This is a genomic window from Ruthenibacterium lactatiformans (assembly GCF_000949455.1).
GTDB lineage: Bacteria > Bacillota > Clostridia > Oscillospirales > Ruminococcaceae > Ruthenibacterium > Ruthenibacterium lactatiformans.
The window spans coordinates 58,549-84,228 of the sequence record NZ_JXXK01000018.1 but is presented as its reverse complement, the minus strand read 5'-3'; the positions used below and the strand labels follow the sequence as shown (position 1 = coordinate 84,228).

The window sequence follows — 25,680 nt, the reverse complement described above, 5'->3', positions numbered from 1 at the left end:
ACTAATATATGGAGAAAAAGAAACAGTCTTTAGAAAACGTTATATATTTTTAATTCTGATTGTATTGTGAAGAATATAAAAAAGAAAATTTTTTCTGTTAAATACATAAAAATATTGAAGAATAGTTGACTTTTATATGAATATTATACTATTCTAAAGATAGAATACGTTTTCTGTTAAGAAGACGAAGGGGTCGAGCCAAAAATATGGAACATGTGACATTAAAACACGTAGCAAAGGTTTCAGGTTTTTCTGTGACGACAGTTTCCCGTGTATTGGGGGGCACAGACTATCCTATTAGTGCCGAAGCACGGGATGCCATCACCAAGGCGGCCAAGGATTTGGGATATATCCCGAATATGCTGGCCCGCGGTCTTAAAACCAGTGTCAGCAAAGAAGTTGCAGTGATCATGCCATCTATCACCAATCCATTTTACACTTCCATGACGATGGGGATCGAAGGGGAGCTCTCTGCCAAAGGATACAATATGTTGGTGTATTTGACCAGCGGCTCTGATGCTAAAGATTGTGAGATGATTGGAAGTCTGCGGGGGAAGATGATTGCAGGAGTGATTGTTGCAGCAGACTGTATCACCGAAGCTCTGGTTGACACTCTGCGGATGCTGAAAAAGAGCAACATCCCTTTTGTTGTGACGGATTATGATCCAAACCTAGCTGAACCTACTGTAGGTGTCTTTTTTGATTATCGTCGTGGAGGGCAGATGGCGGCGAGATATCTTTTGCAACAGGGGCATTGCTATATCGCTTTTGCAACGCGCACACTGGATAAACTGTCGCGGCGTAGCCGCAAGGATGGTTTTTGTGAGACGATGGCCGCTGCGGGGGCTTCTTTTACGGAAGAAGATGTGTTTGTATCCAGTGTAAAAGACGAATTCAAAGCGGGTGTGGAATTGGCACAGCAAGTGCTGCACACAGGAAAAATGTACACAGCGATATCGGCAAATAATGATGCGGTGGCGCTGGGGATACTTTCAGAACTTGCAAAATGTGGACTGAAAGTACCAGAGGACATTAGTGTGATTGGATTTGATGATTGTGTGTTTTCGCGAATGAGCATTCCCTTGCTAACAACTGTTCAGGTGCCGGCTGAAGAAATGGGCAAAATGGCTGCACAGTTTATGCTCAATGAGTTGGAAATCAAGAAAACACAGTACAGCATCTATTTGGAACCCAAGATTGTAGAACGGCAATCCGTTCGAAAAATAGAAACGAGAGGAGAAACAGTGGTATGAAGATTCATGTGGCAAAAACGGCTGAGGAGTTGGGTGCACAAGCTGCGCACACCATTGCGGAAAAATTGTGTGAGGCGATTGCGGAGAGCGGAGAAGCAAGGCTTGTACTGTCTACAGGCGGTTCTCAGTTTGAAACGTTGAAGGCGTTGCTTCAGGAAGATGTTCCTTGGGACAAGGTGACTGCTTTTCACTTGGATGAATACATTGATTTGCCTATCACCCATGCAGCTTCTTTTCGGAAATATCTCAAGGAGCGTTTTATAGACCATGTACATCTAAAAGAATTTGTATTCGTGGAAACAGAAGGAGACGTGGATGACAATATTCGTATGCTGACACGGCGTCTGCGTGAAAAAACGATAGATGTCGGTGTGATCGGAATTGGTGAGAATGCCCATATTGCTTTCAATGATCCTCCTGCGGATTTTGACACCAAACAGGCGTATATCATTGTAAATCTGGATTCCCGCTGCAAAAAACAGCAGGTGGGAGAGGGCTGGTTCAAAGACGAGGACGAGGTGCCCCGTCAGGCGGTATCTATGACGCCGTATCAAATCATGCAGTGTGCGCACATTATTTCGCCAGTGCCGCACAAGGTGAAAGCCGACGCGGTGAAAAAGGTGCTTTCCGCTAAAACGGTGGATCCGATGGTGCCGGGCTCGCTGCTGAAGACCCACCCGGATTTCCAGCTTTTCCTGGACGAGGAATCCGCCGCAAATTGCAGCGAGGAAATGCTCGCCGGAAACTGAGGGCCGAGAGGCGGAGGAAACCGTTTTGGAATGGAAGAGAATGGATGCCTACCAGACGCTTGTGGCACGGCTGCAGGAAAAATACCGGGCAAGGGACGGCGCGGTGTTGGCGCTTCTGGATGAGGGCGTGCCCGGGAAACTTTTGGCCCGTGCCCGCAAAATGCGGCGCCGGCTGGCGGACAATTTGTGCATGCCGGGGCCTGCTGTGGCAACAGACGCAAAAGTGACAGCACGGCTGCAGCAGGATGGTTACGCAATAGAAAACGTTATCATAACAGATGACACGGGATATGCCATCCCGGTCAACCTCTATTTGCCTGACGCTGAGCCGGGGCCGCACCCGGCGGTGGTGGTGTCGATGGGGCACTGGCCCCGGGGCAAGCAGTTGCCGGAAAACCAGATATTCTGCGCAAACCTTGCCCGCTGCGGCATCATCGCCGCTACATACGACCCCATCTGTCAGGGCGAGCGCTCTCCCTTCAGCCAGCAGGAATTTGAGCGATGCTTCGGCGCTGTGCCCGAGGATATCCAAGCGGTGGATCTTCACATGCAGGCGGGCAATCTGAGTTACTTGCTTGGGGAGAACTTGGGCGCGCTGTTCGTGCGCGACAGTATGCGGGTGGTGGATTATCTGTGCAGCCGTCCGGATGTGGATACAAAGCGCATTGGGGCCACGGGACAGTCCGGCGGCGGTACGCAGACCACATACCTGGCTGCATTGGACGACCGCATCTGCTGTTATTCCCCCATACAGTGCCTCACAAAGCAAGCGATGACGCTTGTGGAAAACGGCATTGGCGACTGCGAGCAAAGCATCGTAGGCATCAGCGCCGGGGAGGGCTTCGATTACGCGGACGTGCTGTGGGCGGCTTTCCCTAAACCCTGTATGCTGAGCGCAGCCAGCGAGGACTTTTTCCTGCTGGAGGGCGTGCGTCAGCTGGAGGGTGAGATGCGGCGCCTTTACAAGGCAGCCGGGAACGCTGCGTTTTTTTCAGTTCAGGTAGCACCCTGCGCGCACGTGATCAGCGCTCCAACAAGAATGTTCGGCTACGATTTTTTCTGCCGGCAGCTGCTGAATAAAGAGGGCCCCGCAAGCGAAGTAGATACGGCTGTTCTGAAAGACGAACAGCTGGCCTGCCTGCCGCATATCGGCTTTGGGCTCACAGCCATACAGGCGTGGAAGCCCGCGCTGGAGAAGCTTCAGGCCGGGCGGCCATCGGGCGAGGCGCTGCGCGCCAAGCTTGCAGAACTTTATGATGTTTCATCGGCTTCGTATACGGTACAGCCACTGTGGCGCGAGGATGCGTGGCAGACGTTTTTGCTGCGGGACGGCGGGCGGGAGGCGGCGTGCCGCAGCCTGTGCCGGGGCAGCCACACGCTCTGTGTGGCCATAACACATCCCGAGCAAAACGCGAACGGCCTGGAAGCGTCTGGCATGGATGTGCTGCGCATTCTTCCCTGGGGCATGCAGAGCGCTTTCGCCAAGACCCGGCCCGGATACGACGCGGAAACGGCGCTGTTTAATGCAGCGGCGGTATTGGGCGAAAAGCTTACGGCCTGCCGGCTGAGGCAGATCGCTGATGTTGTGCATTATCTGGATGAACAGAACGGCTATGAGCGAGTTGTGTTTGTTGGGCAGGGGCCTGGCGCCCTGCTGGCGCTGCTGGCGGCGGCGCTACTGCCAAAGGCAAGAGGCGCCGCGCTATTGGAGACACAGCTTTCGTTTGACGCGCTGTTCGAAGCAGATTATTATTTCGCCCCGGAAACGGCGTTTGAAACAGGCCTGCTGCGGTTGTGCGATTTGCCGGATCTGGCAAAGCTGGCCGGCAGGGTGTGTGCATTCACCCCCAAAACCCCGGCGGGCGGGTCGCTGGCCCCACATACGCCCACGCCTATTCCGGCGCGCTGGGAAAAGGACGCCCTGAGTGCGGCGGCCGAGTGGTTGGAGGATAAGTTATGCTGAAGTTTGCAGACTGCAATATAGCGGTGGGCCAACCCAACGCCATTTCGGGCTGGCGCATTTACGACAGCGCGCAGATCGCGTGCCAGGCGCAGCGCTGCGGCATCCAGAAAGGGCTTGCCTTCTGCAATGCGGCGCTGGATCTGCATCCTCTCGACGGGAATGCCGAGATGTGTCTGATTTGCCGACGGAAGCCTTTTTATCTGCCTGTGTGGATGGTGATGCCCAATCATACTGGCGAATTTTGGAACGTGGACGAGCTGGAGCGCCGCATGAGGTTGGCGGATGTACGTGCGGTACGCCTAGCGCCGAAATACAATGTGCTTGGCTATTCTTTGCGCGATTGGTGCAGCGGCGAACTGTTGGATATGCTGGAGCGTACCGGCACGCTGGCACTGATGGATGCCGATCAGTCCGATTGGGAGACAGTGCACGCCGTGTGCTGTGAGCACCCCGGCCTCAAGCTGGTGATCACCAATCTGTATTATCGCCATGCACGTTACATTTTTCCATTGCTGCGGCAGCATCCGCGGCTGTATCTGGAGACATCGGGGCTTAAATCGTTTTGCCTTTTGCAGACGCTCTGTGAAAAGGTAGGGGCGGAAAAGCTGTTGTTCGGTAGCAATTTGGGCACGTTTTCGCCGGGAAGCGCGGTTTGCCTTGTGAGTTATGCTTGTATTTCTGAGAACGAGAAAGAGGCAATTGCCGCACGTAATCTGGAAGCCCTGCTGGAGAGAAAGCTGGTGGATTGAAATGGAACACGGACAAACGCTGGCGCAGGCCGCGCGCAGCGGCGCGACGCTGACCGGAGAATTTGTGGTGGACTGCCACATGCACAACGCCCGCGTGGCCAAATTCTTCAGCCGGTTTGAACATTATCGCGATCTCATTACCCAGATGAACAGGATCGGCGTCACCTGTGGGGTGGTGTCGAACCTCTGGACGACGGGCGAGCACTGGCAGGCCTATCCGGAAATGCTGGCCATGTGCGAGACCTATCCCGGCCGGTTTTGGGGTTATCTGGCCCCAGACCCGCATCGGGACGATCACCGCACAGAGATGGAAAAGTTTGCCGCTTGCCCTTGTTTTCGCGGTGTAAAGCTGCACCCAGTTGAGCATAAAATGGATTTTGAGTGCCCCGAGTACCAATATGTTTATGCATGGGCGGGCGAGCGCGGGTTTCCCGTGCTGTTGCACACATGGGGGCAAGAGGTGCTGCGCTTTCATAAGCTGGCGCAAAGCTTCCCGCGCACAATATTCATTTTGGGGCATTCCGGCGGGGAGGAAGACGCGGTGCGCAGCGCCATTGAGGTGGCGGCCCGCCACGAGAACGTTTATCTGGACACGGCCTGCAGCTATGTGTGGTACGGCGCGGTGGAGGCTATGGCGCGGGGCGCGGGCGCCTGCAAGGTGCTGTATGGCTCGGACGCCTATTGGAACTCTATGGAGGCCGCAGTGGGCCGCATTTTGTTGGCTGAGCTGACGGATGAAGAAAAAAGGCAGATTCTGGGCCTGAACGCAAAGAGGCTGTTTCACCTGGATCAGCTGCAGAGAGGGTGAGAATATGAGCCTGAAAATCGAGCATGCGCATTTGGTTTTGCCCTATCAGGTGCTGCAGGACGCTTGGCTAATCAGCCGGGAGGGAAAAATCACAGCATATGGGTGCGGCGTTTCGCCGCAGCAAACGTTTTCCACTGTGATCGACGCAAAAGGACAGTATCTCACGCCGGGCTTTGTAGACCTGCACGTCCACGGGGGCGCGGGGGCCGATTTCCGGGATGGGGAAGAGGCTGCCTTTGTTCGGGCCATGCAGGCCCACCTGGCCGGAGGCACCACCACAATGCTGGCCACGGTGTCCAGCACAACGCTGGAGGGCACGCTGGAGAGCCTTCGTATATACGAGGCCATGCGGCAAAGGGAGGCGCAGCTTCCGCCGTTGCCGAGGCTGGCCGGCGTCCATCTGGAAGGGCCCTATTTTTCGCAAAAGGAGCGGGGCGCGCAGGATGAGACGATCATCCGCCTGCCGGATGCGGCGGAATACGAGCGTATTCTGGAGCAGGCCCCCTGCTTGCGCCGCTGGTCCATCGCCTGTGAACTTCCCGGTGCGCTAGAGCTGGGCGAGCGTCTGCATAAGCGGGGCATTATGGCCAGCGTCGGCCATTCCGACGCCACCACCGCACAGGTGTACGAGGCTTTTGGACGCGGGTTTCACAGCGTAACGCATTTGTATTCCGGCTGTTCGGTGCTGCACCGCAACGGGCCTCACCGGGAGGGCGGTGTGGTGGAGGCCGCGTTTCTCATCGATGAAATGGATGTGGAGGTCATTGCAGACGGCGTGCATCTGCCGCCGGATTTTCTGCGGCTGATCTATAAGATCAAAGGCCCAGAGCACATTGCACTGATTACCGATTCCATCCGCGCCGGCGCGGCGGACGTGCCGGAGGGCACCGTTGTGTACGATGATAAGGAGGGACGCCGGCCCATTTGCATAAAGGGCGGCGTGGCCGTGATGCCGGACGGCAAAAACTTTGCAGGTAGCATCGCCACAACCTCGCGGCTGGTGCGCACGATGGTGCAGCGTGCCGGCGTTGAACTGACGGCTGCGGTGCGCATGGCGGCGCTTACACCCGCGCGTATGCTGGGTATGGACGCCGAGATTGGCAGCATCGCCGTCGGCAAGCGGGCGGATCTGCTGCTGCTGGATAGCGGCCTGCAGGTGCAAGGCGTGATACGGGATGGAAAGCAGGTTATCGATAACCGCTTAAACTAAACTGCAGAAAGGACGAAGAAACATGAAACTGAAAAATGTTTCCCACTATGCAATTTACGACCAAAAATTCGACAACTGGAAATCCGAGGTGCTGGATCGGTGGACGTATGACGATTTTGTCCGCGATCCGCAATACAAGAAAAAATGGATTTCCATTACGTCGCTGGCGTATCACCAGCCGTCGGACGCCGTATATCTGGGCATCGGTAGTTTTTCAGCTGAGCTGCTGTGGAAATTTGACCGTAAGGCCAAAACCATCACCTCCTGCGGCTACGAGAAGGTGGGCGAGCCGTTTGACGCCAAGTTTCACCGCTCGCTGGAATTGGATGGCAATACGCTGTATGGCGGTGTTGCGCTGTTCCATGATATCGACAAGCAGTTCACTGCAAAGGGCGGTCGCCTTGTAAAATATGATATCAACACCGGGGAGTTTACGTTCCTCGCACGGCCGTGCCCGCCGGCGTATATCCAGTCCATCGCGCTGGATCGCAAGCGCAGGATCATCTATGGGTTTGGCGCAGTACCGGAGGTATTCTTTCGCTACGACATCGACACGGGCAAGAGCCGTGTGATCGCCCATATCGGCAACGCCGCGGAATTCTGCGAAGCGCATAACCCCGTCATTGATAAGGACGGCAACGTGTGGGGCACTTACGGCATCCTGCGGGCGTTCTCGTACCGCACCGGCCCGGATTCGCTTCGGCTGTTCCGCTATTCGCCGGATACGGACGAGATGACATTCTTTGACCACGGCCTTCCCCGCACTGATGACCCGGCCGATAAGAGCAAGCCGGATACGTCCATTCTGGGCCCGGACGGCATGATCTACATCGGCACCGACGCGGGCTCGCTGATCCGACTTAATCCCGCTACTGCACAAGCCGAATTGCTGTGTTGCCCGTCGCCTGAAAGCCGCAGGCTGCCCGCGCTGGCTTTTCATCCTGAAAATCGGCTGCTTTATGGTATCTGCGGTGAACACTATAAGACTAAGCTTTTCGCTTATAATACCGAAAAAAGAGAGCTGGTGTTTTCTCAAGACGTGGTATGCGAGCAGGATGGCTTGCGGCCGGATCGAATTCATCACATGATATTTGCCGGATCCAATACGATTTATGCCGGCGAAAACGATAACAATGACCGTTCCTCTTATTTGTGGGAATTGGAGCTTGAGAACTGATTTGATAGAGTCGCAAATGGGGAAACCCATTGAAAATATATCATAAAAAATGGAGGTCATGATATGAAAAAGCGGATCGCACTTTTCCTTGCAATCGCAATGATTGTCACGCTGTTGGCGGGTTGCGGTGGAGGAACGTCCTCCACGCCGTCATCTGCACCTGCTTCGGGAGAGGGAAGCGGGTCTTCTGCACAGCCTGTGGGCACAGACAAGCTGGTGATTTGGTCGTACATGAATGAAGGCGAACCGATTTCTACTTGGGAGCAGTCCATTGTGGATGCTTACAGTGCTGAATATCCTGATGTAGAGGTGGAAATCGTGTTCTGTGGCCGCGAGATCGCCTCTCAATTTCAGACAAAGCTGAATGATAAGGAAGCTGATGATTTCCCTGACATCATTATCCAGAACACTGGAGTCTTGGCACCTCTGGCGCAGGAGGGGCTGTTTGAACCTTTGGATGAAGCCCTCACAACACCGGCTTACGACCAAGACAAAACATGGGGAGAAACTTTTATCCCAAATCTGATGGAAAGCATGAAAATAAACGGCGTGAGTTATTTCATTCCGGAGAGTATGTATACGCACGGCTTTTTCTATGATGCAGCGATGTTCAGAGAGCTCGGTCTGGAAGTGCCGAATACTTGGGATGACCTGATGGATGTCTGCGAAACTTTAAAAGAGAACGGTATCGCCCCCGTTACATTGGATGGTACCACCGATTTGTATAATGAGTGGTGGTTCATCCGCTTTGCCGAACGCTTAACGACAATGGAAAAAATCCATGCGGCGGCTAAGGGGGACGCAGCCTTTGCAGACGAACCTGCTTTTCTGAAAGCAGCGCAATATGTGGCTACATTCAGCGAGAATGGTTATTTCCAAGACGGAGCGGCAGGTTCTGTGTTTCCGGCCGCGCAGGCGTTATTCACGCAAGGCAAAGCGGGATTGCTGTTCTGCGGCGCATGGATTCCTACGGAGATGGCCAGCCAGACCCCTCCCGAAATGGAAATGAAAATGTTCGCGTTGCCGGAGTTGCCGGATTCGGTCTCTCCTTGGCATGAAGAAATCTGGAGCAATGCGGCGGGCATCACGGTAGACGGAAAGAATAAAGAGAATGCCATCAACTTCTTAAAGATATTTTCTTCTATGGGCGTGCAGGAAGGGCTTACGGCATTGAAAAATCCCTCGCCTTTGGTAGGCGGTCCAGCTACCCAGGAACTTGATCAGATTGAGAATATCGTCAATAACGCTACCAGCATCAGCGGTAACTATGGGGATCTGCAGCAATATGGCGATTGGTTCGTCAATGTGCTTGGGCCGCTCTCTACTCAGTTGATCAACGGTGCTATTACACCAGAGACTTTTATCACGCAGTTGGATACCGATACGGCAGCTTTTTATCAATAAAGATTGATCCGGCGCCGTGCACGAGCCAAGTGCGTGTACGGCGCCCCCGGATTTAAGGTGCGTTTAGCTGTGAATCCGAAACTTTGATTTAGGGAAGTGATTGTATGAACAGAAAGGTAAAGCCGTGGATCGTTGCGACGTTTCTGCTTCCGGGATTGCTGATGTACGGATATTTCTTTTTTATCCCTGCTATTCAGTCATTCTATTACAGCCTCACGGAATGGAATGGGTTTAAAGCAGAAAAAGTTTTTATCGGGCTGGATAACTTTATTTCATTGCTGCATGACAAGACATTCCTTCAGGCATTGGGCAACACAATGCTATTTCTATTGCTGGGCGGTGTGCTGATTTTTTCTATTGCGCTGCTGTTTACATATCTAATTACCCGTCCTGGTTTTCGGGGGCGCAAGGCTTTTTCCAACTTTTTCTATTTCCCCAATATGATTTCTCAGGCCGCGTTGGCCGTGCTATGGGTATTTTTCTTCAATCCGGAGTTTGGCCTTTTGAATATGGTGCTGGAAGCGATAGGTTTGGGAGAATGGTGTATCCCTTGGTTGGGCTCTCGCATGAGCGGTATGGTATGCATTATCGCTGTGTCTTGTATCTCTTTTGTGGGGTTCTATTTGATTCTATTGCTGTCAGGCTGTGATAAAATACCCAATACTTATCAGGAAGCGGCGTCTATCGACGGTGCTACCGATTTGGTGTGCTTTTTCAAAATCACGCTTCCTCTGTTGCGAGACGTGCTGGTGATCTCTATTTCGCTGTGGATCATCAACGCCATTAAATACTTTGAGTTGATTTGGGCCATGTTTAAGGGGAAGAGCACCATGCTCAATACCCTTGGAACGTATATGTTCACCATGGCTTTTGGCGTGGACGTACCCGTCTTCAAGTTGGGATATGGCTCCGCTATTGCAGTGGTAATGTTTTTGATGGTGGCGTTGTTTGTGGGAGGATTCCGCAAAATTTTTGACCGGGAGGATCTGCAGTATTGATTCGAGGTTCTATATAACGCATAAGAGGTGATAAAGATGAAAAAGAAACGCAGAAACATCTTTTCCTATGTGATTTTGAGTGTTTGGTCCCTGATTATCATTGGTATTTTGGGATGGGTGTTGATGAGCTCTTTCAAGACGAATCTCGAAATTTACCAGACTCCTTGGGCAATGCCTGCGAAAGCTACACTGGAAAACTATCATAGCGCATGGAGCACCATGAAGATGTCCAGCTATTTCATGAACAGTGTAGTTATCGTGTTTGCATCTATTTTAGGCTGTACGGTTATCTCAGCGCTGACAAGTTTTGCATTGACACGATATGAATTCAAAGGGCGCAAAGCACTGTTGAACCTGCTTATCTTCAGTATGAGTGTACCCTCTCAGCTGCTTTTGATCCCCCTGTACGATCAGCTGTTGAATTTGGGGCTGGTGAATACGCGTACAGGTCTAATATTAATTTATATCGCGCTATACTTCCCTTTCAGCTTGTTCGTACTCACAGGTTTTTTTCGAACGCTTCCTAAGGAGTTGGAAGAATCGGCTATCATAGACGGATGCGGCGAGTTTCGCATGTTTGCCCGCATTATGCTGCCGTTGGTGCAGCCGGGGTTGATTTGCATCTCGGTATTCAATTTTGTGAGCATCTGGAATGAATATATGCTCGCACTGGTGTTTGCCTCCAAGCAAAATTTGCGGACGATCTCCCTTGGAATGTACGCGTTGAAAGATTCCATGATGTATACTTCCAACTGGGGCGGGCTATTTGCTGCCATCGTCATCATGCTGATTCCTACAATCATTATTTTCCTCACGCTGCAAAAATATGTCATTCAGGGCCTGACATTGGGTGCAGTAAAGGGGTAAAAGACTCATCAGGCGTATCCTGAAGGGGCTGCTATGCAGGGATAACATGAGAAACTACGAATGAAGCTTTAAAGGTGATTCCCAAGCCTGACGAGCTGACATAAGGCTCATTTTGGCCAAAATAGAGAAATACGTTGGAAATGGAGGCTGAAAACAGCCGGAGCAGACAACCTGTTTTTGTGAGGCCTGCTGCTCCGGCTGTTTTTTTCATATGGGAAAATAATTTTGAAAGCAACTCTGTCCTACGTTGCTCCATCAAATTAATAATTACAAGACAGCAGGATAAAGTTTTCTGAGCTTATATCGTAAGCGCCCAACGAAACCACGGTCTTGCGAGAGAAACATAAACATGGGAGAATAGAAATACAGAATCCGAGCATGTATTTGGGGAGCACTCTGAAAAATACATGCAGCCAGAGAAGATGGAAAAGAGAGCACTGGCAGTTTGCGAAGAGCGATGGTACAATATCATGGCATGCGCGAAGCGCAGCGGACAGGCAATCAAAGCATAGTGCGCGGAGAACGGCGTAGCCGCTGTCCACCTTCTACAGGTGGCAGAGGAAGCTGCGGAATTCTCAGCCGGAGACACAGAAACTGCCGCGGTACTCATTTGAAGAACTCGAGCGGCCTTCGATGGAACATTCAACCCCCATCTTCGGTCAAATCGTCATGTTTCAAAGCTCTGTTCAACTGGCGCTACACGGCAGCGGCCAGCGATGGACTCTTTTGTCATGGGCAAAAAGGGAGTCCTGCACGATGGAAAAAAGCTTGACGGATCCATCATGCGGATGCGAAGGGAAATATGCTGTATGACAGACCTGCCATAACTTTGGCTCTCAGAGGGTATAGCTTTTTGAATCTGAGCGAGCGAACAGGTTTACGACGTAGGTGAGGCAAGGCGGGCTTCACTGAAGAGGCTCAGAATTCGATTGCTTGCGTTTCGTCACGGCCCGAGCATTGAAAAGCTGTGAATCATCGTAGGCAATGAGAACGCCTTGCCACCAGAATGATTTCATCATTTCAAAAAAAGAGGGAGGGCCATAAGGGCCCTCCCAAAGTGTAGTATCTGCAATATTTCAATGAATCAGCCTGCCAGGCATTCAAGCAGCGGAGCGCCGTATATACCTTTGTGTGGTGCGTCCAAGCTGATTGTCTGTGGATGCCGATGCCAGTTCTGCTTACGCCTCTCGGTGTTGACGGCAGATTTCATGGCAGACACAGCCAATAGTAAAACTGTACCGCCGCAGTTCTGGAAGAGTGGACCAACGCTTGACCGTCAAAAGATAGCGTAGGGCGATGATCTCAAACCGGTCGTTGACCGGCAATTTGTACTCGCGGAAGAACCACCAGACAATTGAGAGATATTCTTAATAATATGATTACTCAGTTAGATGGAGATATGGTTCGCACGGAAACTGTATTACCCAATGGTAAGACTTTGTATGCAGAAATAAACATTAGGGAAAATAAAACTTTTTGCTGTAGGGGAAAACATCCGTGACGAAGGCGATATGTTTCTTAGCCGGGAGTTTTTTATGGGCAACAGGGAACACAGAGAGGCAAAGCGCACTGATGTATTCTGCACGGAGCTCAGTTTCGGTGATGGGAAGTAAACAAGGCGGTGTGCGACCTACACTTGCTGTGCAAAACGACGCGGGCAACCGCTACAGCGACGTGAGCATCGCCGTCATCATTTTTAAATAGGACAAAACGAATCTGCCCACGTAGATTGGGTTCAAGGCGGGTACGGGCGGCCTGTCCCGCAATAGTGTGGTGCGAATGGAACAGGTGCGCGCTGGATAAGCGCCGTCTGCGCGACGCGCGGAAAGGTTGAGCCGGACGAGCAGCGCAAGATAGACGAGGTACTGGGAATCAACTTCAGCTGGAGAGATATTGAAGCCTCGGAAGGCGCTTACAGCGTTGCGTGCAGGGGAAGTCTGTGGTATAATGCTTTAGAATTGCTGCGGCTGTGGCACGCACGTTGTGTGTTGCTGTGCGCAGGTTGCCATAGTCACAGGTGGGAGGAGACCGCGTGTTCACTGAAGTAAAGCAGACGAGCAAGCCGTTGCCTCAGCTCGTCTCCGAGGAGATTGAGAAGCTTATCGTCCTGGGGGAGTTCAAGCCCGGCGACCGCTTGCCCAGCGAGTATGAGCTGGCGCAGCGCCTTGGTGTGGGACGTAGCACAGTGCGCGAGGCGACGAAGGCGCTTGTGAGCCGCAATATTCTGGAGGTCCATCGAGGGAACGGCACGTTTGTGTGCGAGCAGACCGGCCTTGTGCAGGATCCTCTGGGGCTGCGTTTTCAGCCGGACAAAAAGCGGCTGGGCCTCGATCTGTGCGAGGTGCGCCTTATGATCGAGCCAGAGATCGCTGCGCTGGCCGCACAAAAGGCGACAGAGGAAGAGATTGCTCGAATGCAGGCGCTGTGCGACGCCATTGAGGAAAAGGTGCGCCGAAATGAAAACTATGGAGCGCTGGATCAGCAGCTGCATACGCTTTGGGCGGCGTGTACGCGCAACGCGATCATGCCAAATTTGGTCCCCATTCTGAGCCAGGCTATTCCTCTTTTTATCGATATCACGAAGCGTGCGCTGCAGATGCAGTCGCTGCGCACTCATCAGGCTGTTGTGGATGCCATTCGCGCGCGCGACTCCGAAGCTGCCCGGCAGGCGATGCGCGTGCATCTGGAAGACAATCGGCGAAGCATCGAGGCGCTGCCGGATGACGACAGCTGACGCAGTGCTTTAACAAGAGTAAAAAAGAGGCCGGTCTCTGTGCGTTTATACACGTACAGGGATCGGCTTTGCTTTTTCTGGCGCTTTTGGGCCATGTACCAATCGGCAGAGGAGCAGGGGCGTTCTCCAGCGAGATTCTGCGGCGCTTTTCATCGGGGCAAAGCATCGGTAGAGGCCTGCAGAACGGCGGCCCGGTTTGTCTGTTTCTTTCAGAAAAGACCTTTGAATGTTTTCGTGCAAAGCGATAAAAAATGAAGTATAACTTTGTGGTCTTCCACAAAGTTCGAAAAAAGCCTTGACTTGCCGGTGAAGATTTGTTAATTTATAAGCGAAACATAAGACGTCTGATGTCTGATAAATGATAATGATATGGAGAATGGAAACAAGAAGGAGAGGGTGTGCGTATGTATCACAGCGAGGAGGTGCGCCGTCTGGCGCCTGAAATGGACCCGTTGCGCCTCGGGATGGGCTGGAAGCTGGAAGATTTAGAAAAACCGAAGGTCATTATCGAGAGCACCTTTGGAGACAGCCATCCGGGAAGCGCGCATCTGCTGAAATTTGTGGATACAGCGGCTGCAGGTGTGGCAGCCGCAGGCGGCCGGGCCGCGCGCTATTTCACAACGGATATCTGCGACGGCATGGCACAGGGCCATGACGGTATCAATTATTCTTTGGCCAGCCGCGACATGATCGCCAATATGGTGGAGATCCACAACAACGCCACTCCCTTCGATGCCGGGGTATTCATCGCCAGCTGCGACAAGGGGCTGCCGGGCCTTCTAATGGGGATCGGCCGAACAGACCTGCCAGCTGTCGTGGTGACAGGCGGCGTTATGGAGGCCGGGCCGGACCTGCTGACACTGGAGCAGATCGGTGCCTACAGTGCCATGTGTCAGCGCGGTGAGATCAGTGAGGCGCAGCTCACTTATTATAAGCACCATGCCTGCCCCTCTTGCGGTGCATGCAGCTTTATGGGCACGGCGGGCACGATGCAGGTGATGTGCGAGGCGCTGGGCCTTACACTGCCGGGCAGCGCGCTTTTGCCGGCCACCAGCGCGGATCTTGTGGAAGTGGCCAGAAAAGCGGGCGCACAGGCTGTGGAGCTGGCAAAGCGCGGCTTGACGGCCCGCGATATCGTGACGCGGGAGAGCTTTGAAAACGCCATTATCGTGCACGCGGCAATTTCCGGCTCTACAAACGCCATCCTGCATCTTCCGGCCATCGCCCATGAATTCGGCATTGAGATCGATGCCGACACATTCGAGCGCATCCATAAGAGTGCTCATTATCTGCTGGATGTGCGCCCCGCCGGACGCTGGCCGTCAGAATATGTCTATTATGCGGGCGGCGTGCCCGCCATCATGGAAGAGGTGCGTCACCTGCTCCACCTCGATGTGATGACCGTCACTGGAAAAACGCTGGGCGAGAACCTGGACGGGCTGAAGGCCGGCGGCTATTACGAAAAATGCGCGGAATATCTTAAAAAGACAGGGGTCAAAAAAGAAGATATCATTCGTCCGTTTGACGCCCCAATCGGAGATAAGGGGACCATCGCCATTCTGCGCGGGAATCTGGCGCCCGAAGGGGCTGTTGTGAAGCATTCGGCCGTGCCGGTAGAGATGCACAAGGCGCTTTTGCGCGCCCGCCCTTTCGACTGCGAGGAGGACGCCATTGCCGCCGTCATCGCCCACGACATCAAGCCAGGAGATGCGGTGTTTATCCGCTATGAAGGACCCAAGGGCAGCGGAATGCCGGAGATGTTCTATACCACGGAGGCGATATCCTCCGACCCGGAGCTGGGCAAGACCATCGCTCTCATTACGGACGGCCGTTTTTCCGGCGCGTCCAAGGGCCCGGCTATCGGGCATGTTTCGCCGGAGGCGGCCGAAGGCGGTCCCATCGCGCTGGTAGAGGAGGGGGACCTTATCCAAATCGATATCCCTGCGCGGGTGCTGGCCATAGTGGGTGTGCGGGGCGAGCGGAAAACGCCCGAGGAGATGGACGGGATACTGAAGGAGCGCAGAGCCGCGTGGCAGCCCAGGCCGTTGCGGTATCAGAGCGGTGTTTTGAAAATCTATTCCGAACATGCGGTCGGCCCGATGAAGGGCGGCTACATGAAGTGAAAATGAGGAGTGATGAAGCCCCATGGAAAAGCTGAGAACCGGTATCATTGGGTGTGGAAAGGTGGGCGATTTTCATGCCAAGGTCTATGCGGAGTTGCCCCAGAGCGAATTTGTCGCTGTCTGTGATGCAGACAGCGCGCGTGCGGAGGCCTTTGCGTCACGCTATGGTGTGAAGGCGTATACGGATGTGGCCACAATGTGCCGCGATGCGAGGCTGGATGTGGTGAGCATCTGTACTCCGCACCCACTGCATGCCAGTCCGGCCGTGGCGGCTGCGGACTGCGGCTGCAATGTGCTTGTGGAAAAGCCTCTGGCTTCCAGCCTTGAGGACTGCGACGCCATCATCGCGGCGGAGAAGCGTAATCATGTCACTGTAGGCACGATGGTGCAGCGCCGTTTTTACCGCCCCTGCATGCGCATCCACAAGGCCATCGAGGATGGGAAGCTGGGCCGTCCCGTGCTGGGAATGGTGACGATGCTGGGCTGGCGCGACGAGGCTTATTATAACAGCGACCCCTGGCGCGGCACGTGGAAAGGCGAGGGAGGCGGCGTGCTGGTGAACCAGGCGCCCCATCAGCTGGATCTGCTGCTGTGGTACATGGGCGAGGTGGACGAAGTATACGGCGTCTGGAAGAACCTCAACCACCCTTATATCGAGGTGGAGGACACGGCTGTGGCTGTGGTTAAATTCAAAAGCGGCGCTGTGGGCAATATCGTTGTGAGTAACAGCCAGAACCCGGCGCTGTACGGCAGGGTGCACATTTTCGGTGAGAACGGTGCGGCCGCAGGTGTGCAGACCGATGGCGGCGCGATGTTCATCGCGGGCATGACGTCTATAACAGAACCGCCTGTAAATGATTTGTGGACGGTGCCTGGCGAAGAGGAAATGCTGCCTGTGTGGAAAAAGGAGGACAGCGACTTCTTCAACAGTGTGGACTCCATGTATTACTATCACCGCGAGCAGATCAAAGATTTCCTCGAGGCTGTGCAGAGTGGCAAAAAGCCGCTGGTGGACGCCACAGAGGGCAGACGCACGGTGGAGCTGTTCACAGCCATCTACCGAAGCACGAAGGATAACGCCATCATTAAATTCCCGCTGAAATAAGGGGGCAGGGAAAATGTTTATCTCTTACAATGAGGCGTGTGCGAGGGATTGCTCTACACTGGAGCAGGACCTCGTGCTGTGCGAAAAGGCCGGGTTCGATTATATCGAGATCCGCCTTGACATGCTGACAGATTATCTCAAACGCCATACGGTGGAGGAGTTGGCGGCATTTTTTTGCACGAGCCGGCTGAAGCCGCATGCCTTTAATGCGCTCTATCTGTATCCGGAATTTTTGAGCGAGGGCGACGACGAAGCACGTCAAAAGGAGCTTTTGGAGGAGTTCCGGCTTGGTTGTGAGGTGGGGAGAGCCATCGGCAGCCATTACTTTATCATTGTGCCGCCGCTTCAGCGCGAACCGGCAGGCGGCCCGTATACAGGCAGCTGGGAAGACACATTTTCGAATTGTGTGCGTATCCTCAAGGAGCTTTCCCGGCGGGCGGAACCATATGATATGAACCTGTGCTTTGAGCTCGTCGGCTTTGAACGCTCAAGCGTCCGCAGCATCGGGCAGGCAGACGCTGTAGTGCGCGCTGTAGACCGGCCAAATGTGGGCTTTGTGTTCGACTCCTACAATATTTTTCTCAACGGTGGGTGCAACGACTTTTCGGCCATTGGAAGCGTGCAGCCGGAAAAGATATTCGCCGTTCACCTTATGAGCGCGGACGATGTGCCCGAGGCACAGCGCGGCCAGGACAAACGCTGCTTCTGCGGCCGGGGCGTGGTGGATACCGGCGCGTTCCTGCAGGAGCTGAAGGCGGCAGGTTACAGCGGCATAGTCTCTGTGGAGACCTTCCGGCCCGAATATTGGGCAAAGACGCCCGAATGGGTGATTCCCAATGCATATAAGACGACGCGCGCGGCGCTGGCCGAAAACGGATGCCTTTGAAAAGGATGGCTTTTTCGTCTGTCAACAGTGGATGCACCTCGCCTGGCAGAGAAGGCGGGTGTTCGATACAGTCCTGTATAATTTAATTGAACGAGGAGGAATACTATGTCACCTTTAGCGTTTGTGTTCATGTTGATCGCTGCGATCATCATCCTCACAGTACTGACCTTGAAGTTCAAGATGCACCCTGTGATGGTGCTGTTCATCACAGCGACGTTCTGCGGAATAGCGTCCGGCAAAAGCCTGGTGGACACCTTCAGTTCCATCACCAGCTATTTTGGTTCCACGCTGGGCAGCATCGGCGTCATGATCATCTTCGGCGCTGTCATTGCCGCCGGCATCAGCGATACCGGCGCCGCCACCAGCATGGTGAACTTCTTCATCCGCCTTTTCAAGGGCAAACGCCTTGAGTTGGCTCCGGCGCTCACCGGCTTCATCATGAGCATACCTGTGTTCGGCGATATCGCCATTATTCTGAACGCGCCCATCTCTGCCATCCTCGCCAAGCGCAAGAAAATGAGCATGACACAGGTGGCGCCATTCGTCAATCTGGGCCTGACGCTGACGCACGGCCTTGTGCCGCCCACGCCCGGTATCCTCGCGGTATCTGTGTTGCTGGGCGCCGACATCGGCACTGTGATTTTGTGGGGTCTCGTGTGCTCTGTCATCTCCTTCGCAGTGTGCTATTTTGTGCTTACCCCGATCTATTCCAAATGCGAGTACATCGAGCCGCTGGCTTCCTACACCGAGGGCATCGAGGCTGTGGAGGACACATCCTCTGTGGACGCTTTGCTCATCAAGGAAGAGAATACGCCAAAGGCGGCAGCTTCCTTCCTGCCTCTTCTGCTGCCTGCCGTGATGATCGCTGTTGGTTCCATCGGCAAGCTGCTGGTGAGCGAGGGAAGCGGTGCCTACACCTTTTTCAACACTTTCGGCAACACGGTTCTGGCGCTGTTCTGCGGCATCATTGCTGTGGGAATGCTTATATTCGGCCGCAAAAAGAAGGTTGTGGATAAGGCAAATGTGGACGGCAACGGCTGCAAGGTGAGCGAGAAGAGCAGTTGGTTTGAGATCGTGATGAACAACTGGGTCGGCCGTGCGCTCAACATCGCCATCAGTGCTCTGCTCATCACAGCTATGGGTGGCGCCATGGGTGGTATCCTGCGCGAGAATGAGGCGATCCAGACCATCGGCAACGCTATTGCAGCCACCAATTTCCCGGCGATCCTGGTGCCGTTCCTGCTGGCAGCCATTTTGATGACGGTCTGTGGTTCCATGACGACTGCCTCCATGACGGCCGCTGGCCTTATGGCAGCACTGGTTCCCGTGCTGGGCATGAGCCCGGTGGTGGCCGCTCTGGCCATTGGTGCGGGTTCCATGGTGGGCTGGCATGTGAATAACAGCGGCTTTTGGATCTTCACTTCCCTGTATGGCTTTGATACAAAGCAGGGCCTCAAATACTTCACCACCACCAACGCTCTGGGCGGTATCGTAGCATTTGCGGTGCTGGCTGTGCTGACGATGGTCGGCTTGGTGGCATAAAAAGGCAAGAGTCGCCGGTGCGGCCCCGCTGCTCTGCCGGCAGGGGCGGAAGAACGGTGGCTGCAGCAAAGCGGCGGCCGGGATGTCCGGGCGCCGCCTTGCGCTGTTTTTCCGGCGTGCTGTTGCTGCCGGGAGAGGGGTGCGTGGAGCATTTGCCTGTGTATGGACGTATACGGCTGCGGCCGTATTGATGCAGAGGAGGAAAACATGATCAATGCATTTCTGAAAAGCAGGTGTGTCGCCTGGACGGGCGGCGCTGTTTTGGGCGCAGCGGCAGGCATTTCTGCCTGGCTGTATATGGCGGGCCGTGCGGCCTCGCTCTTCAACAGGGCAATCGTCGCGCTGCTGGCCGCCTTTATCGCTGTGAATATCGCATTGTATATAGCCCGGCTCATGGCCGCGCGGGAGTATCAGAAACGCCTTCTGCTGCTGTATGAAGCACTCGACCCGTCGGCTTTCCTGCAGGCACTGCTGCCCCTGCGGAAAAAAAGGATGGATGCTTCCAACCGCTGCACCACGCTGGTGCATATTGCCAACGGATATCTCTACGGCGGTCAGCCGCAGCAGGCACTGGCGGTGCTGGAAGATGTGCAGCCGCCGGAGAAGGCGCTGGAGATGCGGGGTCTTGTGGCCGGCAACAAAGCTACCTGCTTTCTGGCGGCGGGCGAGATGGATCGGGCGCAGACAGCCATGGACGAGCTGCGGCGCATTGCAGCAGACAGGAACTGCAAAAAGGAATTCGTACAAAAGGCGCGCCATACGCTGGGCTATCTGCAGCTCTGCATGGATATTGCCCGGGGAAGGCACGCAGATGTGGGAGCGCTTCAAAAGGATTTTGAGAGCAGCCGTGCACCGCTGCACCGGCTGGATGTGCAGTACCGTATCGCACTGGCGCTGCGCCACAGGGGCGACCGGACAGGCATGGAGAAAAGCCGCGAATATCTCCTTGAGAACAGTGGCGGTACCTGCTACGGCGAGCTTGCGCGTGCACTTTGATACCTGTGAGCGATATAAAAAAGCAAGGCCTGAGGCTTCACTGCCCCGGGCCTTGCGGTCTTATCGGAAAGTTTATTTTTTCCACACCATCATTTTCTTCGTGGCCTTGTAGATATGGTTGTGTCAAAAACTTTTCGCACTTTGGTTTGCAGACCCTGACATGAATGAAGTCAGCCGGTAATGGAGGCATTCTCAATGGCATCCCTTAGGTGCTTCATGTTCATGTAATTCCTGTTGCCCAACTGGACACCGGCCGCATTACATTGCGCAGCCGTGCGCAGACTGGCATGGGGGCAGATTTACCATTCGGGAAACTGCCCACCCTACGGTTGTGGCGACGAATTTCCCGGTTCAGCCTCTCAATGGCATTGTTGATGTGGATGCGTGCCCAGTGTTCGCTGGGGAAGTCGCAGCAGGCAAGCGTCTCCTCAATGCTCTCCTCCGCCTTTTTGACGGCTTCTTTCAGCTTCATGGAAGTTCCTCCACCATGGCCCGGGCCTTTTCCTAAATGGTGTCTACACAAGATTAGGCTGAAACGGCACACCAAATAGCAATGCAACGAATTTGTACTGCTGCCAAAAAGGATGCTGTATTTTTTGCGTGTCGAGTGGCAATACCACGCCAGTATTTCAAGTGCAGAAAAGCATTCCCCAACAAATGACGAAGCCGATACAAATAACGGCCATACTTCCGCTGTTATCTGCGATCTCGTTTGATCGGAATGACGACGTTCATCCCAGCACCAGCAGCATAAGAAATAATCGGGTTGGTGCCATGACCACGATCAGTCAATAATGTTTCCGCAGCTATTCCCCCAATCAGGTGAATAGCTTCTTGGCAATCAGCTCGAATACCCTCTGTAACATGTACTCGGACCGGCATACCATTTGCATCCACGACAAGGTGAATCTTGGTATTGAGTCTCCTTTTGTACGACTCATGTCCTGATTACCGCTTTTGGCTTCTGCTGCATGTGGATGTACCTTACAGTGGCTGACATCAATCATCGGCCATTCCAAATCAGGCTCATCTGCGAAAATGCTGATATACAGTACCCCATTTCCCGTAGCACGGCGGCAACCCCCGCCATGTGCTCCTGTGTGTAAAATCCAAAATACGCCATTGATAGACCGCCGGTTATCTTGTGCTGTGCCGCCCCATTGCCCTCGCTGTCCTGAACGATGAGGCTCCGGCAGATTCCATACCTGATCACGGCTGTCATGGCGTTGTTGTTCATTGCTCATAGGAACACCTCTTTCTGAGCTATTGGCCTATTTTACCACATTACTCGTGTAAACACTATTTAGGAAGAAGAAATGCTGCCCTCTTTCCGTTTGTTTGGAAGTATGATAGAATAAGCGGGAAATTTGGATAAAGCCGGGATGTTGTATATGAGTCTGGAATCAAAAATAAGAAGTCTGAAGGCACATCCTCTCATTCAGGTGCTGGCCGACAATGGGGGGAATCCGCGTACGCTTGTGCTGATCGAACCGCTGTGGGGCGTCCCTTACAACCTTATCGCACCGTTCGCCACTCTTTATATGTACACACAGGGCATCACAGATGTGCAGATTGGCCTGATTCTCTCCGTCACGATGGCAGTCCAGGTGTTGTTTTCCTTTTTGGGGGGCATTTTGTCTGACAAGCTGGGACGAAAATTCACTACCATGATGGGGGATTTTTTCGGATGGGTGCTGGCCTGCCTGGTGTGGGCTGTTTCGAACAATTTCTGGCTGTTTTTGGCCGCTGCAATCCTGAATTGCTTTGAGCAGATCAATCAGACGGCATGGTACTGCCTGTTGATTGAGGACGCACGCCCAAAGGATCTGGTAGGAATCTATACCTGGGTAAATATTGGCGGATTGGTGGCCATCTTTTTTGCGCCGCTTTCCGGTCTGTTCGTCCGTTCGTATTCGATCGTGCCGGTAGTACGGGTGCTGTATTTTCTTTTTGCGCTGACAATGATCCTGAAAACGCTCATCACCTTCCGGTTTTGCCATGAAACGAAGCAGGGCAAAATCCGGCGCGCAGAGACAAGGGGAATATCTGTTTTTCATATGCTGGGGGAATACCGCCAGTTGATTCCCGGTATGCTGAAGAATAGGGGTGTGCTCAAAGCAGTGGCTGTTTCTGTGATCCTGTATGTCACCAACATGGTGAGCACAAACTTTTTTGGTCTGTATGTGACACAGCGGCTGGGGCTTTCGGAAAACTTTCTGGCGCTGTTCCCCATTTTGAACGCGGCTGTCATACTGATTTTTATGATAGGGCTTCAGCACCGCATCAATGCCACGAAATTTCGCATCCCGCTGTGGATCGGGCTGGCGTTGTACGTCGTGGCTGCCTTGGTGCTGATCTTCTCTCCTGCGGACAGACTGGGCTTTGTGCTGTTGTATGTGTTTATTGCCGCTGTGGCGGCAGCGCTGGTGAATCCGCGTAAGGACGCGCTTCTCCAGCTCAACATCACTCCGCAGGAACGGGCACGCCTGAATGCCCTTATCATGGCCTCCACAGTTGCCCTCTCCTCTCCTTTTGGTTATCTGGCCGGGTGGCTCTCCAGTATGGACCGCCGCCTGCCTTTCGTTTTCACACTCCTGTTATTTGTCACGGCAATGTTTGTCATAGGCCGCATCCAGGAGCCGCAGGTGGAGGAAAGGTAGAAATGCCGCTGCGGCTGATTTTCCTGTGTTTTAGGCGTCAATGGGTGTTTTCTTATGTTTTATACGGTTTTCGGACGCTTTTTTGTGTTGACCGGCACCTTGAAAACAAGCGGAACAGCGCCTTAGGCGGGGTGCCATAAAAAAGTGAGTGAAGTTTTGGGGAGCGGCATGGCCTATGAATCATGCCGTTCCTGCTTTTGTCAGCTCTTCCAGCGGAATAAAGCCCACGGAGCATAAGTGATTCGGATACTCTGGGTTGCCTCGTACCGCTTATCCGTCCGAAGCTCTTCAGGACCTTTTTCCGAAACATCAATGAACTTGTCCGTAGTGTACCGGCAGAAAAAATCTTTCAGGTTGATGGCTGGCATTTTATTCCTCCGTTTTGATTTTTTGGTTGGGTGAATCGAAACAAAAGGCAGGCGGGGCGCCTGGAGACAAAGTGTCTCAGAGCATAGGAAAGCGCCCGCACAGCTTAAAGCTGTACGGACGCAGGAGAAACGGGCGTTATTTTCAAATGCTGTGTATTACGATGATTTTCGTATCCTTGGGCAATCTCTATCCGCCCTGGAGAGTGGCTTTTTTGAAAAGCCAAGGAGACGGATAGAAAAGCACAGCGTTACCTCCTTGCATCCGCAATGATGGTTTTAGCTTCTTTCTTTGTTAACACCTTGCCATAAGACACGACTTTCCCGTCCACAACCAGCGCAGGAGTAGTCATAACTCCGTAAGCGGCGATTTGTGAAAAGTCCGTTACATGGCCGACGGTTGTATCCATTCCCAATTCCACAAGAGCTTCACGGGTAGCATTTTCCAGAGTTTTGCATTTAACGCAGCCACTTCCCAGCACCTTCACCCCAACGCCAGACTTAGACGCTTCTGTTTTTGCCATTGTTTTTGGGGTGCAGTTTCCCACACAGCAGCAGGAGTTCGTTTCTTCTTTTTTCTTGTTAAAAAGTCCCATAATTGATTCCTCCTGAAAATTATATAAGCAAAAATTGAAACGCATTGAACAGGTAGCCCACAAGGATGATACCGATAGTGCAAATACCAATAAACAGCGCCAGCAGCTTCGGCTTCACAGCCTTGCGAAGCATAATCAAGGACGGCAAACTCAGTGTTGTGACAGCCATCATAAAGGACAAAATTGTGCCGAGTTGTGCGCCCTTATAGAGCAGGGCTTCTGCCACCGGGATTGTACCAAAAATATCCGCATACATGGGGATACCCACCAGCGTGGCAAGAACAACACCAAAGGGATTGTTACCGCCTAATACCGCTTCAATCCAGCTTTCTGGAATCCAGTTGTGAATGATTGCGCCAATTCCCACACCAACCAAAATGTATGGAAATACTTTTTTGAATGTGGAAATGACCTGTTCTCTGGTATATTGTATTCGTTCCCGTTTCGTCAGGGTAGGAGATTCAATATCCACGCCGCCGGCAGCACGGACAAATTCCTCCACATACGGTTCCATGTGTAGTTTTTCAATTAAGGTGCCGCCTGCCACAGCGATCATTAAACCGACAATCACATAGATGACCGCAACTTTTGCCCCGAAAATGCTCATTAAAAGAATAAGACTCCCCAAGTCCACCATAGGGGATGAAATCAGAAAAGAGAATGTAACTCCCAGCGGCAACCCTGCGCTGGTGAAGCCGATAAAAAGTGGAATGGACGAGCAAGAACAGAAAGGCGTCACAGTTCCCAGCAGGGCAGATATGATATTTGCACCGACACCATGGAACCGGCTCAATATCCGCTTGCTTCGTTCCGGCGGAAAGTAACTTTGAATGTAGGAAATTACGAAAATCAAAAGGCAGAGCAGCACCGTGATTTTTAACACATCATAGAAGAAAAACTGAATACTTCCTCCTATACGTTCCCCTACATCCAGCCCCAGCTTGGAAAGGCCCTTGCCAATTAGCTCATTCAGCCATTTCATGCCGAACACTTGATCCTGGATAAATTGCCACACACCCATAGAGAAACCTCGCTTTCAATTTGCCGGACAACATATCAAAAAAAATTGATGTTTAGTGCCGAGATAAACGCCATCTTGCTATGATGGCGTTTATTTATCACATGAGGGGCATTCACATACCCGTTCTGTGTTCGGTGTGGTAAGAGCCAGTAGTAACTCCACCGCTTCATCTTTGCCGGTCTCGCTCAAGCGGTAATGCGTCCATTTACCCTCTTGACGACTCACCACAAGCCCGGAATCACATAGAATTTTCATGTGATAAGATAGGCCAGACTGTGTTAAATCCATCGGCTCTTGTAAAACACAAGCGCATTTCTCGCCACTGCGTAGTTGTTCCAAAATGGCAAGACGTTTTGGGTCGCACAGGGCTTTAAACACCCTTGCGCTTTCTTGGTAAGTTCTCATGTGTTTGCCTCATATTAAAAAGTTTTGATGTGAACAGTATATGCACCATTATCTCGTTTGTCAATAGCG

General features: G+C 53.0%; 22 protein-coding genes and 2 pseudogenes. 18 read left to right on the top strand and 6 right to left on the bottom strand.

Annotated features, from left to right (window positions below; translation table 11 throughout):
* Window positions 1-206 precede the first annotated feature (206 nt).
* The 17 genes from TQ39_RS12560 to TQ39_RS12485 all read left to right on the top strand — a co-directional run bounded on the left by TQ39_RS12560 (window position 207) and on the right by TQ39_RS12485 (window position 20,564).
* Entirely contained in the window at window positions 207-1,253 is a 1,047-nt protein-coding gene (locus tag TQ39_RS12560) for a LacI family DNA-binding transcriptional regulator (RefSeq protein WP_050005757.1), read from the top strand.
* Window positions 1,250-2,002: a 6-phosphogluconolactonase gene (locus TQ39_RS12555; RefSeq protein WP_050005756.1), complete on the top strand. Its 753-nt coding sequence runs from the start codon at window positions 1,250-1,252 to the stop codon at window positions 2,000-2,002. Before TQ39_RS12560 ends, TQ39_RS12555 begins: the two co-directional genes overlap by 4 nt.
* A 25-nt stretch (window positions 2,003-2,027) precedes the next feature.
* Window positions 2,028-3,965, top strand: a complete 1,938-nt coding sequence (locus TQ39_RS12550) for an acetylxylan esterase (protein ID WP_156146297.1) — start codon at window positions 2,028-2,030, stop codon at window positions 3,963-3,965.
* Window positions 3,959-4,714, top strand: a complete 756-nt coding sequence (locus tag TQ39_RS12545; protein ID WP_050005754.1) for an amidohydrolase family protein — start codon at window positions 3,959-3,961, stop codon at window positions 4,712-4,714. Before TQ39_RS12550 ends, TQ39_RS12545 begins: the two co-directional genes overlap by 7 nt.
* Before the next feature lies 1 nt (window position 4,715).
* Window positions 4,716-5,522 carry an amidohydrolase family protein gene (locus TQ39_RS12540; protein ID WP_050005753.1) on the top strand — a complete coding sequence of 269 codons (807 nt, stop codon included), beginning with the start codon at window positions 4,716-4,718 and terminating at the stop codon, window positions 5,520-5,522.
* A gap of 4 nt (window positions 5,523-5,526) precedes the next feature.
* Window positions 5,527-6,732 carry an N-acetylglucosamine-6-phosphate deacetylase gene (nagA, locus tag TQ39_RS12535; protein WP_050005752.1) on the top strand — a complete coding sequence of 402 codons (1,206 nt, stop codon included), beginning with the start codon at window positions 5,527-5,529 and terminating at the stop codon, window positions 6,730-6,732.
* Window positions 6,733-6,754: 22 nt separating this feature from the next.
* Window positions 6,755-7,909 carry an NHL repeat-containing protein gene (locus tag TQ39_RS12530; RefSeq protein ID WP_050005751.1) on the top strand — a complete coding sequence of 385 codons (1,155 nt, stop codon included), beginning with the start codon at window positions 6,755-6,757 and terminating at the stop codon, window positions 7,907-7,909.
* 63 nt (window positions 7,910-7,972) lie between these two features.
* A complete protein-coding gene (locus TQ39_RS12525; RefSeq protein WP_050005750.1) occupies window positions 7,973-9,313 on the top strand; it encodes an ABC transporter substrate-binding protein in 1,341 nt (446 codons plus the stop codon).
* 104 nt (window positions 9,314-9,417) lie between these two features.
* The gene (locus tag TQ39_RS12520; protein WP_050005749.1) at window positions 9,418-10,311 is read left to right on the top strand and encodes a carbohydrate ABC transporter permease; all 894 of its coding nucleotides are present in this window, start codon (window positions 9,418-9,420) and stop codon (window positions 10,309-10,311) included.
* A 36-nt stretch (window positions 10,312-10,347) separates the two neighbouring features.
* Window positions 10,348-11,178 carry a carbohydrate ABC transporter permease gene (locus TQ39_RS12515; protein ID WP_050005748.1) on the top strand — a complete coding sequence of 277 codons (831 nt, stop codon included), beginning with the start codon at window positions 10,348-10,350 and terminating at the stop codon, window positions 11,176-11,178.
* Between the two features lie 1,602 nt (window positions 11,179-12,780).
* Window positions 12,781-12,882 (top strand): type II toxin-antitoxin system PemK/MazF family toxin, encoded by a 102-nt coding sequence (locus tag TQ39_RS21680; RefSeq protein ID WP_242853492.1) that lies wholly within the window; start codon window positions 12,781-12,783, stop codon window positions 12,880-12,882.
* A gap of 328 nt (window positions 12,883-13,210) precedes the next feature.
* The gene (locus tag TQ39_RS12510; RefSeq protein ID WP_069955740.1) at window positions 13,211-13,912 is read left to right on the top strand and encodes a FadR/GntR family transcriptional regulator; all 702 of its coding nucleotides are present in this window, start codon (window positions 13,211-13,213) and stop codon (window positions 13,910-13,912) included.
* 404 nt (window positions 13,913-14,316) lie between these two features.
* Window positions 14,317-16,035, top strand: coding sequence for a dihydroxy-acid dehydratase (gene ilvD, locus TQ39_RS12505; protein ID WP_050005746.1), 1,719 nt, complete (start codon window positions 14,317-14,319; stop codon window positions 16,033-16,035).
* Between the two features lie 22 nt (window positions 16,036-16,057).
* Window positions 16,058-17,140, top strand: a complete 1,083-nt coding sequence (locus tag TQ39_RS12500) for a Gfo/Idh/MocA family protein (protein ID WP_050005745.1) — start codon at window positions 16,058-16,060, stop codon at window positions 17,138-17,140.
* A gap of 13 nt (window positions 17,141-17,153) precedes the next feature.
* Complete coding sequence (locus TQ39_RS12495) at window positions 17,154-18,026, top strand: sugar phosphate isomerase/epimerase family protein (protein ID WP_050005744.1); 873 nt, start codon at window positions 17,154-17,156, stop codon at window positions 18,024-18,026.
* A gap of 105 nt (window positions 18,027-18,131) precedes the next feature.
* The gene (locus TQ39_RS12490; RefSeq protein WP_050005743.1) at window positions 18,132-19,568 is read left to right on the top strand and encodes a GntP family permease; all 1,437 of its coding nucleotides are present in this window, start codon (window positions 18,132-18,134) and stop codon (window positions 19,566-19,568) included.
* A gap of 207 nt (window positions 19,569-19,775) precedes the next feature.
* Window positions 19,776-20,564, top strand: a complete 789-nt coding sequence (locus TQ39_RS12485) for a hypothetical protein (RefSeq protein WP_156146295.1) — start codon at window positions 19,776-19,778, stop codon at window positions 20,562-20,564.
* A gap of 170 nt (window positions 20,565-20,734) precedes the next feature.
* Here the strand turns inward: TQ39_RS12485 and TQ39_RS12480 are convergent.
* Window positions 20,735-21,039 (bottom strand): annotated as a pseudogene (locus TQ39_RS12480) (transposase); the annotation flags it as partial.
* 50 nt (window positions 21,040-21,089) lie between these two features.
* Window positions 21,090-21,808, bottom strand: a pseudogene (locus tag TQ39_RS20340) (IS5 family transposase).
* A 147-nt stretch (window positions 21,809-21,955) separates the two neighbouring features.
* Here TQ39_RS20340 and TQ39_RS12470 point away from each other — a divergent pair.
* Window positions 21,956-23,224: an MFS transporter gene (locus TQ39_RS12470; RefSeq protein WP_050005760.1), complete on the top strand. Its 1,269-nt coding sequence runs from the start codon at window positions 21,956-21,958 to the stop codon at window positions 23,222-23,224.
* 200 nt (window positions 23,225-23,424) lie between these two features.
* Here the strand turns inward: TQ39_RS12470 and TQ39_RS20910 are convergent, their stop codons facing one another.
* From TQ39_RS20910 to TQ39_RS20335, 4 genes are all read right to left on the bottom strand, one after another.
* The gene (locus TQ39_RS20910; RefSeq protein ID WP_009321977.1) at window positions 23,425-23,592 is read right to left on the bottom strand and encodes a hypothetical protein; all 168 of its coding nucleotides are present in this window, start codon (window positions 23,590-23,592) and stop codon (window positions 23,425-23,427) included.
* Window positions 23,593-23,840: 248 nt separating this feature from the next.
* Window positions 23,841-24,185, bottom strand: a complete 345-nt coding sequence (locus TQ39_RS12465; protein WP_050005740.1) for a thioredoxin family protein — start codon at window positions 24,183-24,185, stop codon at window positions 23,841-23,843.
* 19 nt (window positions 24,186-24,204) lie between these two features.
* Window positions 24,205-25,206, bottom strand: a complete 1,002-nt coding sequence (locus TQ39_RS12460; protein ID WP_050005739.1) for a permease — start codon at window positions 25,204-25,206, stop codon at window positions 24,205-24,207.
* 90 nt (window positions 25,207-25,296) lie between these two features.
* A complete protein-coding gene (locus TQ39_RS20335) occupies window positions 25,297-25,611 on the bottom strand; it encodes an ArsR/SmtB family transcription factor (RefSeq protein WP_082052243.1) in 315 nt (104 codons plus the stop codon).
* Window positions 25,612-25,680 lie beyond the last annotated feature (69 nt).

Excerpts from the sequence above, each read along its gene's own strand:
- TQ39_RS12495 (WP_050005744.1), top strand. The coding sequence starts at position 17,154 with ATGTTTATCTCTTACAATGAGGCGTGTGCGAGGGATTGCTCTACACTG.
- TQ39_RS12515 (WP_050005748.1), top strand. The coding sequence starts at position 10,348 with ATGAAAAAGAAACGCAGAAACATCTTTTCCTATGTGATTTTGAGTGTT.
- TQ39_RS12540 (WP_050005753.1), top strand. The coding sequence starts at position 4,716 with ATGGAACACGGACAAACGCTGGCGCAGGCCGCGCGCAGCGGCGCGACG.
- TQ39_RS12520 (WP_050005749.1), top strand. The coding sequence starts at position 9,418 with ATGAACAGAAAGGTAAAGCCGTGGATCGTTGCGACGTTTCTGCTTCCG.
- TQ39_RS20335 (WP_082052243.1), bottom strand. The coding sequence starts at position 25,611 with ATGAGAACTTACCAAGAAAGCGCAAGGGTGTTTAAAGCCCTGTGCGAC.
- ilvD (WP_050005746.1), top strand. The coding sequence starts at position 14,317 with ATGTATCACAGCGAGGAGGTGCGCCGTCTGGCGCCTGAAATGGACCCG.
- TQ39_RS12465 (WP_050005740.1), bottom strand. The coding sequence starts at position 24,185 with ATGGGACTTTTTAACAAGAAAAAAGAAGAAACGAACTCCTGCTGCTGT.
- TQ39_RS12490 (WP_050005743.1), top strand. The coding sequence starts at position 18,132 with ATGTCACCTTTAGCGTTTGTGTTCATGTTGATCGCTGCGATCATCATC.
- TQ39_RS12500 (WP_050005745.1), top strand. The coding sequence starts at position 16,058 with ATGGAAAAGCTGAGAACCGGTATCATTGGGTGTGGAAAGGTGGGCGAT.
- TQ39_RS21680 (WP_242853492.1), top strand. The coding sequence starts at position 12,781 with ATGGGAAGTAAACAAGGCGGTGTGCGACCTACACTTGCTGTGCAAAAC.
- TQ39_RS12460 (WP_050005739.1), bottom strand. The coding sequence starts at position 25,206 with ATGGGTGTGTGGCAATTTATCCAGGATCAAGTGTTCGGCATGAAATGG.
- TQ39_RS12530 (WP_050005751.1), top strand. The coding sequence starts at position 6,755 with ATGAAACTGAAAAATGTTTCCCACTATGCAATTTACGACCAAAAATTC.
- TQ39_RS12545 (WP_050005754.1), top strand. The coding sequence starts at position 3,959 with ATGCTGAAGTTTGCAGACTGCAATATAGCGGTGGGCCAACCCAACGCC.
- TQ39_RS12525 (WP_050005750.1), top strand. The coding sequence starts at position 7,973 with ATGAAAAAGCGGATCGCACTTTTCCTTGCAATCGCAATGATTGTCACG.
- TQ39_RS12555 (WP_050005756.1), top strand. The coding sequence starts at position 1,250 with ATGAAGATTCATGTGGCAAAAACGGCTGAGGAGTTGGGTGCACAAGCT.
- nagA (WP_050005752.1), top strand. The coding sequence starts at position 5,527 with ATGAGCCTGAAAATCGAGCATGCGCATTTGGTTTTGCCCTATCAGGTG.
- TQ39_RS12470 (WP_050005760.1), top strand. The coding sequence starts at position 21,956 with ATGAGTCTGGAATCAAAAATAAGAAGTCTGAAGGCACATCCTCTCATT.
- TQ39_RS12485 (WP_156146295.1), top strand. The coding sequence starts at position 19,776 with ATGATCAATGCATTTCTGAAAAGCAGGTGTGTCGCCTGGACGGGCGGC.
- TQ39_RS12560 (WP_050005757.1), top strand. The coding sequence starts at position 207 with ATGGAACATGTGACATTAAAACACGTAGCAAAGGTTTCAGGTTTTTCT.
- TQ39_RS20910 (WP_009321977.1), bottom strand. The coding sequence starts at position 23,592 with ATGCCAGCCATCAACCTGAAAGATTTTTTCTGCCGGTACACTACGGAC.